The organism is Selenomonas sp. CM52, from assembly GCF_000292955.1.
Classification (GTDB): Bacteria; Bacillota; Negativicutes; order Selenomonadales; family Selenomonadaceae; genus Selenomonas.
On sequence record NZ_ALNM01000045.1, the window covers coordinates 12,616 to 28,625 of the forward strand.

Genomic DNA, 16,010 nt, shown 5'->3' on the forward strand with positions numbered 1-16,010 from the left:
AATGAAGTCTGCCAGATTGATGCAGATTTTTCGTCCAATCAAGGAGACAAACCGGACGCATAGCAGGGCTATGCGGAGGATTTGCCGACGCCGATGGGGCGGAAAAGATGCCTCAAGGTGGCTGTGCTGAATTTATCCGTACTTCCTTAAAACACGGTACTCCGTATCGCGCTGCGCGGCTTCTCTGCCCGCGCCTTGAATCAGACGCACCATCTTCTGAATCGACATCTCGTAGCGCGTGCCAGCAGCCTTGACGACGTTCTCTTCGAGCATGATGCTGCCGAGGTCGTCCGCGCCGAAGCCCAGCGTCAGCTGCCCGATGCGCTCGCCCTGCGTGACCCACGAGCCTTGGATGTGCGCGATGTTGTCGAGGTAGAGGCGCGTCAGAGCCAGCGTCGTCAGGTAGTCCCACGAGCTTGTCTTCTCGCCGCCAAGCTCCGTGTGACCGGGCTGAAATGTCCATGTGATGAAGGCGCGGAAGCCGCCCGTCTCGTCCTGCAGGCGGCGCACCTTCTCCATGTGCTCGATGCGGTCAGCCATCGTCTCGCCAAAGCCGATGACCATCGTCGCCGTGCTCTCCATGCCGATCGTGTGCGCCGTCTTCATGATGCGCAGCCAATCGTCGGTCATGATTTTCTTCGGCGCAATCCTCTTGCGGATGCGGTCGACGAGGATCTCCGCGCCGCCGCCCGGCAGGCTGTCGAGTCCCGCCGCCTGCAGCCGCTTCAATGTCTCCTCGACGCTAAGTCCCGCCTTTTCCGCGAAGTAGAGGATCTCCGTCGCCGTGAAGGAATGAATCGTCAGCATGGGAAACTCGCGCTTCAACAGGCGCAGCATTTCCTCGTAATAGGAAAGACCCAGCTCCGGATGCAGGCCGCCCTGGATCATCAGCTGCGTGCCGCCCGCCTCGACCGTCTCACGCGCCTTTTCGAGAATTTCCTCGTAGGAGAGCAGGTAGGCGTCCGCCGCGTCCAAGCGGCGGTAGAAGGCGCAGAAGCTGCACTCGTTGCGGCAGATGTTCGTATAGTTGATGTTGCGGTCGACGATGAACGTCGTGCGGTTGCCGTAGCGCGCGCGCCGCACGGCATCGGCCTCGCGCCCGAGCGCGATCGGATCTTGTGCGAGGAGAAGAGCCTCGCCCTCCTTTTCCGTCAGGCGCATTACGCTTCCTCCTCTGTGCTCGCCAACGCGTGATAAAATGTGTCGCGCTCCACAGGCTCGTAGCCCGCCTCGCGGATGATGCGGCAGAGCCTTTCGCGCGTGATGCCCGTGCCCGTCTTGGCGCCCGCCGCATGGATGATCTTCTCCTCGCCGATCGTGCCGTCGAGGTCGTCCGCGCCGAAGCCCAAGGCGAGCTGCGCCACGGGCATCGTCAGCATGATCCAGAACGCCTTGATGTGGCGGATATTGTCGAGGATAAGACGCGAGAGCGCCATCATCTTCATGTCCTCCCACGAGCCGACGCGCTCCAGTGCATAGTCCTTCGCAAGCTGCGTATTCGCGGGATGAAAGGGGAAGGAGACGAACGCCTGGAAGCCGCCCGTCTCGTCCTGTATGTCGCGCAAAGTGACGAGGTGCTGCAGGCGCTCCTCGATCGTCTCCACATGACCGTAGAGCATCGTCGCGTTCGTGCGTATGCCGAGAGAATGCGCGGCCTTCATCGTCTCGATCCACTGGGCGGCCGTCGCCTTCTTTGGACAGATGATCGCGCGCACGCGATCCGCGAGAATCTCCGCGCCGCCGCCCGGAAGCGAAGAAAGCCCCGCCTCCTGCAGAAGCGCGAGCACATCCTTGACGCTTTTTCCCGACATCTCGGCAAAATGCACGATCTCGACGGGCGTAAACGCCTTGATGTCGGCATCGGGCAGAGCCGCCTTGACCTGGCGCACAACGCCGAGATAGTAGTCGAAAGGCTTCGTCGGATGAAGCGCCGAGACGATGTGGATCTCGCCGAGCCGCCTGACTTCCTTCGCCTCGGCAAGGACGCGCGCGACGTCCGCCTCCTCCATCACATAGCCATGTCTGTCCCCGTCCGCCACTTGAAAGGCGCACAAGGGGCAGCCCGACGTGCAGATATTCGTCAGATTGATATGGCGGTTCACATTAAAAAAGACGCTCCTGCCGCTCGCGCGTTCCTTCGCACGCCGCGCCGCATCCGCGAGAAAAAGAAGGTCGTTTTCCTCGTAGAGCGCCAAGGCGTCCGCCAGGCTCAGCCTCTCCCCCTGCTCCGCCTTGCGGCGTGCAGTTTCCAATATCGTCATCGTATCTTAGTTCTCCTCAAATCACATAATCGCGCGGCATCTCGCCTTTTCGCCGCGAGCGCTCAATCCGTCACCACTTCGCCCGGCCAGTCCATGATGCCGCCGAAATCGACGATGTTTCCATAGCCCATGGCAGCAAGCTTCTGCGCCGCATCATGGCTGCGCTTGCCGCTGCGGCAGTAGACGAAGATCAGCTGATTCTTGTCCTTAAGCTCTGCAGGCGGAGTCTTGTCTATGCTTTCATTCGGGATGTTGATCGCCTTCGGAATATGCCCCGTGGCGTATTCGCCCTTCGTCCGCACATCGACGATGATATAGTCCTTCTCCGACGCCATCATCTTCTGCGCCTCAGCCGCCGACACCTGGCGCGGCTGCGCTGCCTGCCCGCTGCCGCAGCCGCCCGCGAAAAGCGTCAGCGCCATCAATGCCGTCAACATAATAATCTTTTTCATAGTATCTCTCCTTTGCAATCTCAATTCTCGCCCTTATTATACCACATCCGGCAAACCGCGAGAAACTGTCATCAGCGCCGCTTCTCGCGCCACTCGAACGACAGCAAGCAGGATGTTGTATCCATATCCGAAATATTTCTCAAAAAACCCATCGACTTTCTGCTTTGCAGAGAGTCGATGGGTTTTGAGCAGCGGTGCAGGCGAGCGCTGCTCTCAGGCTTTTTCCGTCACGAAGCCGCTCCAATTATCCGCATATTGCAGAAGCAGAGTCAGCTTCTCCTCACGGGCAGCAACTGCGTGGTTTTCGGGGACATACTGTCCGTCATGATAGACGATCGCCTGGATCTCTTCCTCCGTCAGAGGGAAGTGCGGGAGGATGAGCGATAGACTGCGGACGGGAACGCTCAGATAGATGAGCTCCCTGTTCCAACGATAGGGGAAGCGTGCGCCCGCCTCCTCGTTTTTCAGATACTGCGGCTTCCCCGGCGATCCCGCCTTGCCGAGGTCGTGCAGGAGGGCGACGATGACGCAGCTCTCCTCGGAAAGTTCGGGCGCGATGGTCGCGCGCATCTTCAGCATCGTTTCGGCGACGTTCACGCTGTGTTCCAAGAGGCCGCATTCTTTGCACAGGTGGTATCTCGTGGAAGCGGGCGCTGTGAGATAGGCTGTCTGCTGCTCGATGAAGTCCATCAGCGCGGCAAATTCCCGACGGCGTTTCGTCACCATGTCTTTGAGCTTCTGATAGCGCGCCATAAGCTCCACGTCGAGCTGCAGCAGCCGAGTTCCGTGCGGAATCTGCGGCGTGCCGAGCATCTTTTGGAAAACGTCGCTGTAATAATCCTTCCACCCTTCCTGCGTCGTTTTATAGCCATGATATTCTGCTCGATGTGCCTCCATCGTTGGATCGCCGGCGATGTTCAGCAGGACGAGATGCACATCGGGAAAGTGATGCGGCACGCAGCGCGTCCGCATCTCGTAGAGGAAGACCAAACGGTTCGCGAGCTGGTAATGCCCGTCCGTCCACAAGGAGAAATCCCCCTGCGGGAAGTGCGCGTCGTGCCATTTGCGCAGTGTATCCTTGATCTTGTCTATGCTTTCCTGAGCCGTCGCTCCGAGCTTCTGTCCCTCAGCCTCCTTGCGATGGGCTTTTGCCTCTACCAAGTAGAGCGCACCGCTGTCCCTGCCGATGGCGATCCCGTCCCACTGCGGCTGGTTCGACGGCCAAAAGTCGAAGAGAGACGCCTTATCCGCATGGGGAAAGAGCTTCGCCATCGCCTCGTCTTGATTCAGTTTGTACTCCTTGAAGTTATTTTGCGGGAGGGGAGCAATCCACTCCACCTCCTCGCCAAGCAGCGCTGCAAACATGCGTGCGAGAGTGGGGAAGCGTCCTACTTCCACAAGATGCTGCATCCAGAGATGACTGCCCGCCACGGCTCGGCCTGCTGCCGTATTGCTCTTTCCTGCTGCCATTTTTGCTGCCTCCTTTTTGGTTGCTGCCATGATTTTAGGCATAGAGAATATGTTTTCTTACGAAACGGAAAATCCCACAGGGGAACGGCTGGAGGGAACGGCCTGCAGAGCCGCAACATCGAAGTCCTCGATGGTGAGCTGCCACAAGTCTTCCTTCGCGAGCGTTTGACCCTCGCGAAGTGTACAGAGTCGCTGCGCTTGACGCATGAGCGCCTGTTCGAAAACATTTCGTACGAAGCGTCCGTTGCCGAAGTCCGGTTGCCTGCACACTGCCTCAAAACGCTTGCGGCAGTGTGCGACGATCTCTTCGGCGAGCGTGCAGCCCTTTTTCCGTGCGATGAGTCGCAGAATCTCTGCGAGCTCAGCCGGCGTGTAGTCCGGAAAGTCCACATGAAACGCGATGCGGCTGCGCAGCCCCTCGTTGGTGGCGAGGAATGCCTCCATCTTCTTCGGGTAGCCGGCGAAGATGACGATCACATCCGCGCGGCGGTTTTCCATCTCCTGCACGATGGTGTTGATTGCCTCGTCCCCATAGCTGCCGGAGCGGTCGTCCACGAGCGCGTACGCTTCATCGATGAAGAGGATGCCGCCGCGCGCCGCGCGGAATTTTTCTTTGACCTGCACCGCCGTCCAGCCGACGTACCTGCCCACGAGATCGGCGCGTCCGCACTCGACGAAATGTCCCGTGTCAAGGAGGTTCTCCTTGCTCAGGATGTCGGCGAGCAAGCGGGCGATCGTCGTCTTTGCGCTGCCTGGGTTGCCCGTGAAGCACATGTGCATGGAGGGGCGCTGCGCGTCCATGTCGAGCTCGGTGCGCCGTTTCTGCACGGCGAACGAAGCGACGATCTGCCGCACGAGCTCCTTCTGCCTTTTCAGTCCGACCATCTCCTGCAGCGCGGCCTTTGCATCCTGCTCCGATTTCTTGGCTGTCGTCTCTTTATAAAACTCGATGTCCTGATACGCACGGTAGGTCTTGGCCTTCAGTGCGTCCCGATACAATTTCTCATGAATCTGGTGAATGTCGGAGGCGCGGAAGGTATGCCGCTCGCCGAGCGCCAGCTCCAGTTCGCGCACGCTGTAGTGGGGCATCGACGACTGAGTGTCGAGTTTTTGCAGATACGCTGCTGCCTGCGCACGGTTGCCCGCGCCCTCTTCGATGTGTACGAAAGAGATGTCTTCCTGCAGGTAGGCCAGAAGTTTTTTCAACGCTCTCGTTTGCGTATGGAACTCCACAAGGATGAAGAGCGTGTCGCGCTGATATTTGCGGATGATCTTTCCGAAATATTCGACAACGCGCTCATAGCTTCCTGCATAGTTTTCTTCCTCTTCGCTGCAGCCACACATTTCAATGACGACGGCCCCTCCCTTCGCATGGTGCAGAAGATGTTCGAGATCCTCCTCCTCGAAACAGGTGTCTTTAATGCTATGAATGCGGTTGATTCTTTGCCCCACAAGGCGCTTGTTGGCGTGGAGCGCACGCGCGAGAAGGCGCGTCATCGCCATCGCCGCCTCCGAATTTCCCGCTGCGATATGGTAATGCACGGGATGTCCGTAAAACATCCTGCGCTCGTTCTCTTCGGCATAGATTCGCGCCAGTTCTGCCAAAAAGCTGTTGTCTGCCAGCAGACTTTCCGCTTCAAGGTTCGCCTGTGCATGCGAGAGGCGCGGCCTGCTCCGAAGGATTTCCTCCGTCAGTTGGAAAGCCGAACTGTCTGCATAGTTGAGGTTCATCTCATAGAAGGGATTGCAGATATTGATATAATTCTTTTTGTCACAGACTTCGAAGCGATGCACAAACTGTTCGCGTGTAACCTCGCGCAGACCGTGGATGGCGATTTCCTGCACATCGCACGTTTCGGCGAGCAGGGGAGCGAGTTTCTTACCGAGCTGCCCTGCGGTCATCGCTTTCATCTGATTTAAGGCGGCGCACATATGAAAGCCGTTTGGAAGGATGCGGTCGATGAAGAGCAGAACCATTGCGTCCGCGCACACTTCCCTGAGCGCATCATTCAGGTCGGAGAGCCAACGTTCCCGCTTGCGGTGCGAGTTAAAGATGGAAAGATGTTTGTTCGGATCACGGGAGTCTTCGCTTGAAGCGGCCTGAATCGCTTTTGTCAGATTGCATTTTACCTGAAATTCATAAAACAGCATCGTTCTCACTCCTTTGCTTCAAAACTTTTCCTGCTGATGATTCCTCTATGAAGTTGTCAAGGAACAAATGGAGCAAGTCGCTGTCTGGGAGTCTCTTCAAAGTCCGTAAGTCCTGCACATGTGCAGCAGCACATCCTTCAATCTCGTTTCTCCTCCCTTTGCAAACAGTATAACACAGCGGATGTACAAAAAAATGCACATCCGCTGTAAAAAATCTTTTGCCGATCCTGCCTTCAGCGCCGCTTCTCCCGCCACTCGATCCACATGTGCCGAAGCGCCATGACGGGCGCGTGGAGCAGCATGCGCGGGCCGCTGTAGCGCATGGCTTCGCGGATTTTTTCGCGCATCTTGGGCGCGTAGCAGTGCGTCTGACACGCACTGCAAAACGTCTTCGTCTCCATGTGCGGGCAGCGCTCGACGCGCGCACGGGCATAGTCGAGCAGCGCTTCACATTCTTCGCAAAGGCTCAAATTGTTGCCATGATGCGCGCGGCAGTAGATTTCGAGCATTTTCTTGACCGTCGCCATCTCCGCCTTGCGCTTTTCCTCTGCTGTCATACGGATTATCCGACTCCTCTCCTCAAGACTCCTCATCCATCGAGGCGCACCGCAATCTTTTGCCACGTTTCTTTCGTGAGGAAGCTTCCTTCCGCTTCGCGCTCCATTTCCAGAAAGCGGCTGTACGGTATGCCAAAGGACAACACATCCTTCGGAATGCATTTCCTGGCCGAAGGATCGGTCAGCCCGATGAAACAATTTGTGCCGCCCTCCTGCTCTTCTGTCACGGGATAGAGCACCGCCTGTGCACAGCCCGCACCGAAGAGCAGCTTGACGTTGTCCTGCGTCCTCTTATCGTAGTTCGCGAGCGTGGCAAGCGCTGAGAGCTGATCGGCATTCACGAAGAAGATCACCGCAAGGGGGCGTTCATCGGGCAGGACATCGCGCAGGGGCTTGCAGACGACATAGGGCTTGCCGTCATGACGCTTAATGTTCTCGATGAAGTCCCGCGCCAGTTCCGGTGTTTTCTTGTAGAACTCGCCTTCTCTGCCGATCTGTTCGCCGCCCGTCGAGAGGAAGTATTCGATCCAACCGTGCGGGTAATCCTGAAAGCCCAGCCCAGTTTTCGCGCCAAGACAGACGGTCGTCTTTTCGGCGAACGCGGCCGTCCTTCCCTTGCTTGCCGCAACAAGCAAGGCGACCGAGCAGCCCCATACGCCTTCCTTGAACTGCATGGCATTTTTAGACGCCGCATCCGCATAAAGCACGACTACGGGCTGCGTTTTCAAGTGAATGAGTTCTGCAATTTTGCTTTCCATGGCTGACCACCCCTTTAATGCTGCATATTACATGTCTTTTCCTATACGACAGTAAGTAGAATATTGCATCCAGCCACGAAATATTTTTCAACGGGAAACGATAGATCTTCTGGCTGATGAATCGTCCATAGCTTTACTGAAAACGACATCCGCTGCGACTCTGCTCGCTGCCGTACAGCTCTTTTTCGTTGTCATTTTCGATGCCTCCTATTATAACATATATATTGAAGCAGCAGGAAACCAAACATCCAGCGCGAAATGATAATCACATAGGCCAAACGACAACCTTAAACCAAGGAGGCATCCATCATGAAACGATTTTTCCACACATTCCTCACTGCAGCGGCTTTTGCGCTCTTCTTCCTCGTCCAGCCGCACGCGGCATCTGCTTCCCTGCAGTATCTTGACGACGATCCCAACTATCCTGTTTCGTATTATCACGCCAACTATCGTGAATATGTGGATCTCAGCTCATGCACCTTCAGTGCCGAAGATCCAGATTACTACACGTATGCAACGGGCTATGTCGCTTATTATCGTGATGCCGACGGCTCTTTCCGTGAGTATAGAATTCGGCAATACCGCCAATCGAAAGACGGCGGCTCAAATCCTCAGTTCTACTCCGCTCAAGGGCGATGGCTTTCCATGCCCGCGTTCGATTACGATGAGATCTCTCGCTACATACAGAGCCACGGCTATACGGGATACATCGACGATTACCATGCCTATCCCTACTACATGTTCAAGATCGTCTACAAAAAAACACGCGGTGTCGAATATCCGGACAATCTGCATGGACAGACACCTTGATGCGGCAAGATCTTCCTACATTTTATCCGCCGCTAGTCTGCCAAAGACAAACGATCCGAATGTCCACTTCTTGAAAGAGCGCCCCGCATCTGCCGGGCGCTCTTCTTTCTTCGCGAAAATCGCTCGACGCCGTCGGCTTGACCTCCTGCGCTTTCGTGGTTAGAATAGAGGAAGCACTGATAAATTCAGCTACCCATCTTCACACATCTACACTGTCCTCTCGTCGTCGACAAATCCTCGACGTAGCCACTGCTACGCCTGCGGTTTGTCTCCTAGATAGGAACAGCGTATCTGTGCAAATCTGGGCAACTTCATTTTATCAGCGTTTCCTAAAGATGTATGACAGCAGGCTTCGAGGCGTACTGCCTCGGACTATGGTTTCCGCCGCTTTTTGCGTGCGGAAGGATTCTGGGAGGTGCTTTTCATGGCGGATGTTGGACGCAGACTGCCGGTGTATTTGCTTTTGGATTGCTCGGGATCGATGATGGGCGAGCCGATCGAGGCCGTGCGCCAGGGGATCAAGGCGCTTTTGTCGGAGCTTCGCGGCGACCCGCAGGCGCTTGAGACGGCGTATCTTTCCGTCATCACGTTCGCGAGCCAAGTGCGGCAGACGACGAAGCTCACGGAGCTCATGCTCTTCAAGGAGCCGCGCCTTGAGGCCGAGGGCTGCACGCTCATGGGCGGCGCTCTGAAGCTCCTCGCCGAGTGCGTGCGCACGGAGGTGCGCAAGAACACCGAGACGCAGAAGGGCGACTGGCGGCCTCTCGTCTTTCTGCTGACGGACGGCAGTCCGACCGATCTGGAAGATTTCCGACAGGCGGCGGCTGAAATCAAATCTCTGAAGCTCGGTAATATCATCGCGTGCGCGGCGGGCGCCGATGCCGATACGAGCTATTTGAAGCAGCTTACGGATAACGTGCTGATGATGAACAGCCTGTCGGCCGGCGATATGGCGAAGTTCTTCGCATGGGTTTCCGGCTCGATCAAGATGTCGTCGAAGAGCCTCGACGCGAAGCCCGGCGCGGCCATCGAGCTGCCGCCGCCGCCGAAGGGCTTCACGGTCGTCCCCTGACGCGCAGGGACGAGAGGTCATGAAGAGGAAAGGGGTGATGTGTCTTGACGGAAAACGAAACATCGGCTGAAGTGGAACTGGGCAAGGTTCGTCTTGAAAAACATGCGGCTGCCGCGCCGCCCGAGCCAAGGGAGGAACTGCCCGAGGCGAGCGTGACTCCGCTCGAACCGATGAAGGAGCCGACTACACCCGAACCGATGGAGAAGCCGACTACGCCTGAGCCAACAGGCGAGCCGCCTGCATCGAGCGATGCGCTGCCCGAACCAATGAATGAGCCTCCTGCATCGAGCGATGTGCTGCCCGAACCAATGGGCACGACGCTCGAACCAATCGCCGCACAGGCAGAATTGCCGAAGCAGCCGTCCGAATGGATTGCCATACCATTCGCGCCGGACAGCGAGCCGCCTGCATCGGGCGCTGCGCCATCCAAGCCAACGAGCGAGCCGCCCGCATCGAACGCTGCCGCTGCCCCTGCGGATGCAGTGGCCGAAGCGGACGATGCGGACGATGCTTCTCTCGCCCTGAGCGATGAGGCGGTTCTCGCACATACGGCATCGCTCTGGCAGTATCATCCCGTACCGCAGGATGAGCCGGATGCCGCGCCCGAGTACAAGACCGAGGAGAAGCGCATCGGCATGGCAGAATTCGTCGCGGCGCGTGTGCGCGGCAAGAAGCACAAGCACGAGGCGACGAACTGCGACGATTGGTTCGCTGTAGCTGCCGTCGGCGACATCGCCGTTCTTGCCGTTTCCGATGGCGCAGGCTCGAAGCGCTTCTCGCGTGTCGGTGCGCGTGCGGCGAGCGAGGCCGCCGTCGGCTCGATCTACGAGCAGCTTCGTACCCTCGATGCGGCGAACGCCAAAAATCGCGCCGCCTTCGCGCTTCCTATGAGCGATGCGGCGTTCGGCGAGGCGTGCGCCAAGCTCGGCGCAGCGCTTCACGCGGGCGTGCTCGATGCTCGCCGCGCCGTCCTCGCGGCTTTCCATGAGCGATGCGGCCAAGAGGCGTACACGAAGCATCTCGGGCGCGACCTCGCTCTCTCCGACTTCGCGACGACGCTTCTCGTGACCGTCGCCGTGCCCGTCCCCGAGCTAGGAGAAGTCCTCGTGCTCTCATGCCAAGTCGGCGACGGCATAACCTGTGCCATCAACACGCATGCGCCTTACGGCAAGGCAGTCAAGCTCCTCGGCAAGCCCGACAGCGGCGACTTCTCGGGCGAGACGGATTTTCTGACGAGCGAGGCCATGGCGGACATCGCCAGCCTGCAGAGGCGCACGCTCGTCACGCGAGGCGCTTACGATCTCATCCTCACGATGACGGACGGTGTGGCGGACGACTACTTCAATGAGCAGGAAATGCACCGCCTCTATCTAGACCTAGTGGCGAACGGTATCGTGCCGGGTGCGCAGGGAACGGCCACGTTCACGCGCGCCGAGGTTGAGTTTCTGCGCAGCCTGCCGCAGCCCACCACCTTCCCGTGGGTCAACGACAAGGAGCAGCATATCGCGCTGCAGTATGCGAGCCACATGTGCCGCGAAATCCCCACGACGGAAGAATGCTTGTGGCAGAACGCGCATGTGCTCGCGCTCGCTGCCGAAGATACGAGCCTCAAGGGCGTCGCCTCGCACGCGGAGCGGCTGAAAATCTGGCTCGACAACTATGTGACGCGCGCCTCCTTCGACGACCGCACGCTCGCGCTGCTCACATGGAAGGAGCCTCCGCATGTCTAGGCCGAGGCTCGCACAAGCCGTCCTCGCGGACGGCAGGAAGATTCCCTACGTCATCACGGAAAACCCGCCGCAGGGCGGCATGAAATACACCTACTTCGCGCCCGACAAGTCCTACGTCGTGCAGTTCTTCCTGGATCCTGACGCAGTCGACGAAGCGCTCGTCGATCGGCTGACGGCGATCATCGGGCGCTACAACCCGACGCTTGCCGAGACGAAGGGCGGCGCACGCGGCAATACGGTGGAGGCGGCGACCTACTTTGCCGATCTCTTCTGCTGGCCGACGGCGATCGTCACGAAGCCTGAGTTCGGCATCGTCTGCCCCGCCTATCCGAAGAACTTCTTCTTCGGGCGCGACGCCTCGCGCCAGCTCGACCTCGCGGGCAAGGACAAGAAGGGCAGCTGGTTCACGAACCGCGTGCGCAAGTATCTCGAAAAGGCGGAGCTTGGCAACTTCCAGATGATGCTGCGCCTCTCCATCGCGCTCGCACGCGCCGTGCGCCGTATGCACCAAGCGGGACTCGCGCATTCCGACCTCTCGTGCAACAACGTCCTCGTCGATCCCAAGAGCGGCAGCTGCGTCGTCATCGACATCGACTCGCTCGTCGTTCCTGGCCTGTATCCGCCCGAGGTTGCGGGCACGAAGGGCTACATCGCGCCTGAGGTGCTCGCCTCGATGGATCTTCCGCCAGGCGATGCGCGCCGCGTCATCCCCAGCCTTCTGACCGACCTCTTCGCGCTGCCCGTGCTTCTCTATCAATACCTGCTCAAGCGTCATCCGCTCGAAGGGCCGAAGAACTACGACCTGCCCGCCGAGGAAGCCGACTTCCTGATCTACGGGGAAAAGGCGCTCTTCGCCGAACATCCGACCGATCATTCCAACCGCCCGGACGATCTCAAGGTCACGATCCATGATCTCGGGCCGTACCTCGAAAAGCTCTTCCTGCGCGCCTTCGTCGACGGCCTGCACGAGCCGGAGGCGCGTCCCACGGCATTCGAGTGGGAAAAGGCGCTCGTCAAGACGTGGGATCTCCTGCAGCCGTGCGCGAATCCGCACTGCCCCGAGAAATTCTTTATCCTGCACGACACCGCGGCACCGCGCTGCCCCTTCTGCGGCACCGCCGTGCCCGAGCGCCGCGTGCTGCACCTCAAGCGTCTGCGGCGCGTGCGCGGCAAGGCCGGCCAATGGCTGAAAGCGGGACTTGTCAATGTCTACGACGGTCTGCCGCTCTTCTCTTGGCACTTCACGGAAAACGTCTTCCCCGACGAGAAGGCGCACGACCGCGAGGTCAAAGCCTATATCACGCGCCAAAACGGCGCATGGCATCTCGTGAACAGCGGCCTTTCCTCCCTGCGCACGCCCGAAGGGGAGCTTCTGCCCAAGGGAAAGGCGCTGCCCCTTCGACCGGGCGAACCATTCGGTACATGGGAGCAGCCCGATGGCGTCCTCTATATCGCCGAGAGGAAATAAAGGAATCCCTGATAAATTCAGCCACCCATCTTCGCACATCTGCGCTGTCCTCTCGTCGTCGACAAATCCTCGACGTAGCACCGCTACGCCTGTGGTTTGTCTCCTCGATAGATACAGCGCATCTGTGCAAATCTGGGCGACCTCATTTTATCAGCGCTTCCTAAATTTCGCGCACGGAGGAAAACCGTTTGGTATCAGGGAATAAAAAAGAGAGCCGCAAGGCTCTCTTTTTTATTCCCTGATACCATTTATGCGTCCTTCCAGAGGATAATTTCCCCTGTTTCACGCGTCTTCTTCATGTCGATCACGCGCTGGTTGCGGCTGCCGCGAAAGGCGAGCGTGAGGTCACGCTCCGACTCTTCGTATGCGCCGTCCACGAGGACGTCGACCTCATCAAGCAGTGCATCCACCTCGCACGCCTTCTTTTGCTGCAGGTCTTCGAGCGTATAGCCCGTATACGCCCAGACGTCCATGCCGTGCGCGTGCACCTCATGTGCGAGGGAAGCGAGCGGCGCGGCCTGGCAGAATGGTTCGCCGCCCGAGAGCGTCACGCCCGTCAGCAGAGGATTGCCGATCACGTCCTTAAGGATCGTCTTCGTATCCATCTCCAAGCCGCCCGAGAAGTCGTGCGTCTTGGGATTCTGGCAGCCCGGGCAATGGTGCGGGCAGCCCTGCGTGAAGATCGTATAGCGGATTCCCGCCCCGTCAACGATGGAATCCGATACCGTTCCTGCGAGCTTAACCGATGCCATGCTTGACGCGGTCATGCTCTTCGGCACGCTTCGCGTTGTTCCAACGGTCGATCGTGCCGACGAGATACCCCGTGATGCGCCGGATGCGCTCGAAGGGGCGGCCGTTCTCCTTTCTGCCGCAGCGCGGGCAGATGTTGTCGATGATACCATTGTAGCCGCAGACGGGGTCGCGGTCGACGGGATGGTTGACCGAGCCGTAGCCGATGCCCGCATCGTGCATGTAGCGCACGATCGCTTCGAAGGCCTGGAGGTTCTTCGACGGATCGCCGTCCATCTCGATGTAGCTGATGTGTCCGGCATTCGTCAGCGCATGGTACGGCGCTTCAAGGCGGATTTTCTTCGCCGCTTCGATCGGGCAGTAGACGGGCACGTGGAAACTGTTCGTATAGTAGTCACGATCCGTGACGCCCTCGATTTCACCGAACTTCTTGCGGTCGAGGCGCACGAAGCGGCCCGACAATCCCTCGGCAGGCGTTGCAAGCAGCGTGAAGTTCAGACCCGTGCGCTTCGCCTCCTCGTCCATGCGGCGGCGCATGTGCCCGACGATGGCGAGTCCTAGGGCCTGCGCTTCCTCCGACTCGCCATGATGCTTGCCGATGAGCGCTTTCAGGCACTCAGCGAGACCGATGAAGCCCATCGAGAGCGTGCCGTGTTTCAAGACCTCGGCGATCTCATCGTCGGGACCGATCTTCTCCGAGTCGATCCACACGCGCTGTCCCATGAGGAACGGATAGTTCCTGCCCTTTTTCGCGCACTGGATCTTGAAGCGATGCAGAAGCTGGCGGATGACAAGCTCCGTGAGGCTGTCCAGCTCGCGGTAGAAGACATCGAGATCGCCCTTGGCGAGCAGCGCGAGGCGCGGCAGGTTGATGCTCGTGAACGAGAGGTTGCCGCGCCCGCATGTGACTTCGCGCTCGGGATCGTGCACGTTGCCCATGACGCGCGTGCGGCAGCCCATGTAGGCGACCTCCGTGTTGTAGTCGCCGGGCTTGTAATATTGGAGGTTGAACGGCGCGTCGAGGAAGCTGAAATTCGGAAACAGGCGCTTCGCCGACGTCTCCATCGCGAGGCGGAAGAGGTCGTAGTTCGGATCGCCCTCGTTGTAGTTCACGCCCTCCTTGACCTTGAAGATCTGCACGGGGAAGATCGGTGTCTCGCCGTTGCCGAGTCCTTCCTGCGTCGCGAGCAGGAGGTTCTTCATGACCATGCGGCCTTCGGGCGACGTGTCCGTGCCGTAGTTGATCGAGCTGAAGGGCACCTGTGCGCCCGCGCGCGAGTTCATCGTGTTGAGGTTGTGAATGAGTGCCTCCATCGCCTGGAAGGTCGCATTGTCCGTCGCGTCGAGCGCCGCCCCGTAGGCGTAGTCATGCGCGCGCGCCGCGAGCTTTTCGGAAATTTCCTCGTAGCCGCACGCCTTCTGATGCGCGGGCAAGAAGTCGACGAGCGCCGCCTTGTAGACGTCCGCGCCGCCGATCGTGATGCCCAAGGGCAGCAGCGAGCGGCGAATCTCCTTGGCCAAGAGCTTCGCGTCGTCCTGCTTCATGCCGAGCGTGATGGCGAAGAAGTTCGCAATCTCCTTGAAGTAGAGCTTGCGGAAGGTCTTCCGTACGCCCGGCGCCATAGAATAGTCGAAGTTCGGGATCGCCTGTCCGCCGTGCATCTCGTTTTGGTTCGCCTGGATGGCGATGCAGCCGAGCGCCGCGTAGGAGCGGATGTCGTTCGGTTCGCGCAGGTAGCCGTGCCCCGTCGAGAAACCGTCCTTGAAGAGCTTCAAAAGGTCGATCTGGCAGCACGTCTCCGTCAGCATGTAGAAATCCTTGTCATGGATATGGATGTCGCCGTCGATGTGCGCCGCTGCGATGTCTTTGGGCAGGATGTGATGGTCGATGAAGTACTTCGACCCTTCTGAACCATATTTGAGCATCGTGCCCATCGCCGTATCGGCGTCGATGTTCGCATTCTCGCGCTTGATGTCGGCGTCCTTGGCACGCTTGAAGGTCAGCTCATTGTAGATGTCCATGAGGTCGCCCTCGGCGTCACGGATCTTCGCATGTTCCGCGCGATAGAGGATGTACGCTTTCGCCGTCGAGGCGAAGTTGTTCTTGATGAGCACCTTTTCCACAGCATCCTGAATGAACTCGACGGCAGGCGTTTCCTCCCCTTCGATGCGGTGGATGACGCTCTTCGTGAGCTTTTCAAGCTGATGCTGCGAAAATGTCTCGTCGATGGACTCAAGATTCGCCTTGCGGATGGCGTCGGTGATCTTCTCGGCATCAAACGGCACGATCTGCCCCGTACGCTTCTGGATGTTCTTGATCATTAGCAGTTTCCCTTCCTCTATATATTGTGGTTGACGATGTATCACAGCGCAAGAAAAACAAAGCTGAGCCTTCGCCAAAGGAGTATATAAGAGCGGAATCCTCCGCATTCTTTGCAGCAGCGGTCAACGTCAGCCAATCACACTTCGCTTACAGCTCGTGTTCTTGGGACGTTTTCGCATACGAACTGTTATCCAATCAGCTGCGCGCT

General features: G+C 58.6%; 13 protein-coding genes. 4 read left to right on the forward strand and 9 right to left on the reverse strand.

The genetic code is table 11. The features are described 5' to 3' along the window. Positions 1-132: 132 nt before the first annotated feature. The 7 genes from mqnC to HMPREF1153_RS10525 all read right to left on the reverse strand — a co-directional run bounded on the left by mqnC (position 133) and on the right by HMPREF1153_RS10525 (position 7,649). Positions 133-1,161 carry a cyclic dehypoxanthinyl futalosine synthase gene (gene mqnC, locus HMPREF1153_RS10495; RefSeq protein ID WP_009646923.1) on the reverse strand — a complete coding sequence of 343 codons (1,029 nt, stop codon included), beginning with the start codon at positions 1,159-1,161 and terminating at the stop codon, positions 133-135. After that, entirely contained in the window at positions 1,161-2,261 is a 1,101-nt protein-coding gene (gene mqnE / locus HMPREF1153_RS10500) for an aminofutalosine synthase MqnE (protein ID WP_009646918.1), read from the reverse strand. Before mqnE ends, mqnC begins: the two co-directional genes overlap by 1 nt. A 62-nt stretch (positions 2,262-2,323) precedes the next feature. Continuing rightward, complete coding sequence (locus HMPREF1153_RS10505) at positions 2,324-2,713, reverse strand: rhodanese-like domain-containing protein (RefSeq protein WP_009646917.1); 390 nt, start codon at positions 2,711-2,713, stop codon at positions 2,324-2,326. Positions 2,714-2,926: 213 nt separating this feature from the next. Continuing rightward, a complete protein-coding gene (locus HMPREF1153_RS12165) occupies positions 2,927-4,183 on the reverse strand; it encodes an HD domain-containing protein (protein ID WP_009646912.1) in 1,257 nt (418 codons plus the stop codon). 57 nt (positions 4,184-4,240) lie between these two features. Beyond that, positions 4,241-6,334 (reverse strand): AAA family ATPase, encoded by a 2,094-nt coding sequence (locus HMPREF1153_RS10515; protein WP_009646930.1) that lies wholly within the window; start codon positions 6,332-6,334, stop codon positions 4,241-4,243. A gap of 233 nt (positions 6,335-6,567) precedes the next feature. Then, on the reverse strand, positions 6,568-6,891 hold the full coding sequence (locus HMPREF1153_RS10520; protein WP_009646907.1) for a nitrous oxide-stimulated promoter family protein: 324 nt from the start codon (positions 6,889-6,891) through the stop codon (positions 6,568-6,570). A gap of 32 nt (positions 6,892-6,923) precedes the next feature. Then, positions 6,924-7,649, reverse strand: coding sequence for a DUF169 domain-containing protein (locus HMPREF1153_RS10525; protein WP_009646928.1), 726 nt, complete (start codon positions 7,647-7,649; stop codon positions 6,924-6,926). A 309-nt stretch (positions 7,650-7,958) separates the two neighbouring features. Here HMPREF1153_RS10525 and HMPREF1153_RS10530 point away from each other — a divergent pair, with 309 nt between their 5' ends. The 4 genes from HMPREF1153_RS10530 (at position 7,959) to HMPREF1153_RS10545 (ending at position 12,729) form a co-directional block, all read left to right on the forward strand. After that, positions 7,959-8,459, forward strand: a complete 501-nt coding sequence (locus HMPREF1153_RS10530; RefSeq protein ID WP_009646910.1) for a hypothetical protein — start codon at positions 7,959-7,961, stop codon at positions 8,457-8,459. A 424-nt stretch (positions 8,460-8,883) separates the two neighbouring features. After that, positions 8,884-9,531 (forward strand): vWA domain-containing protein, encoded by a 648-nt coding sequence (locus HMPREF1153_RS10535; RefSeq protein WP_009646919.1) that lies wholly within the window; start codon positions 8,884-8,886, stop codon positions 9,529-9,531. A gap of 44 nt (positions 9,532-9,575) precedes the next feature. Beyond that, positions 9,576-11,261, forward strand: coding sequence for a protein phosphatase 2C domain-containing protein (locus tag HMPREF1153_RS10540; protein ID WP_009646926.1), 1,686 nt, complete (start codon positions 9,576-9,578; stop codon positions 11,259-11,261). Further along, positions 11,254-12,729 (forward strand): serine/threonine protein kinase, encoded by a 1,476-nt coding sequence (locus HMPREF1153_RS10545; RefSeq protein ID WP_009646925.1) that lies wholly within the window; start codon positions 11,254-11,256, stop codon positions 12,727-12,729. Before HMPREF1153_RS10540 ends, HMPREF1153_RS10545 begins: the two co-directional genes overlap by 8 nt. Before the next feature lie 248 nt (positions 12,730-12,977). Here the strand turns inward: HMPREF1153_RS10545 and nrdG are convergent, their stop codons facing one another. Both nrdG and HMPREF1153_RS10555 read right to left on the reverse strand, forming a co-directional pair. Continuing rightward, positions 12,978-13,481 (reverse strand): anaerobic ribonucleoside-triphosphate reductase activating protein, encoded by a 504-nt coding sequence (gene nrdG / locus HMPREF1153_RS10550; RefSeq protein ID WP_009646909.1) that lies wholly within the window; start codon positions 13,479-13,481, stop codon positions 12,978-12,980. After that, on the reverse strand, positions 13,468-15,801 hold the full coding sequence (locus HMPREF1153_RS10555) for an anaerobic ribonucleoside triphosphate reductase (protein ID WP_009646913.1): 2,334 nt from the start codon (positions 15,799-15,801) through the stop codon (positions 13,468-13,470). Before HMPREF1153_RS10555 ends, nrdG begins: the two co-directional genes overlap by 14 nt. Between the last annotated feature and the right edge of the window lie 209 nt (positions 15,802-16,010).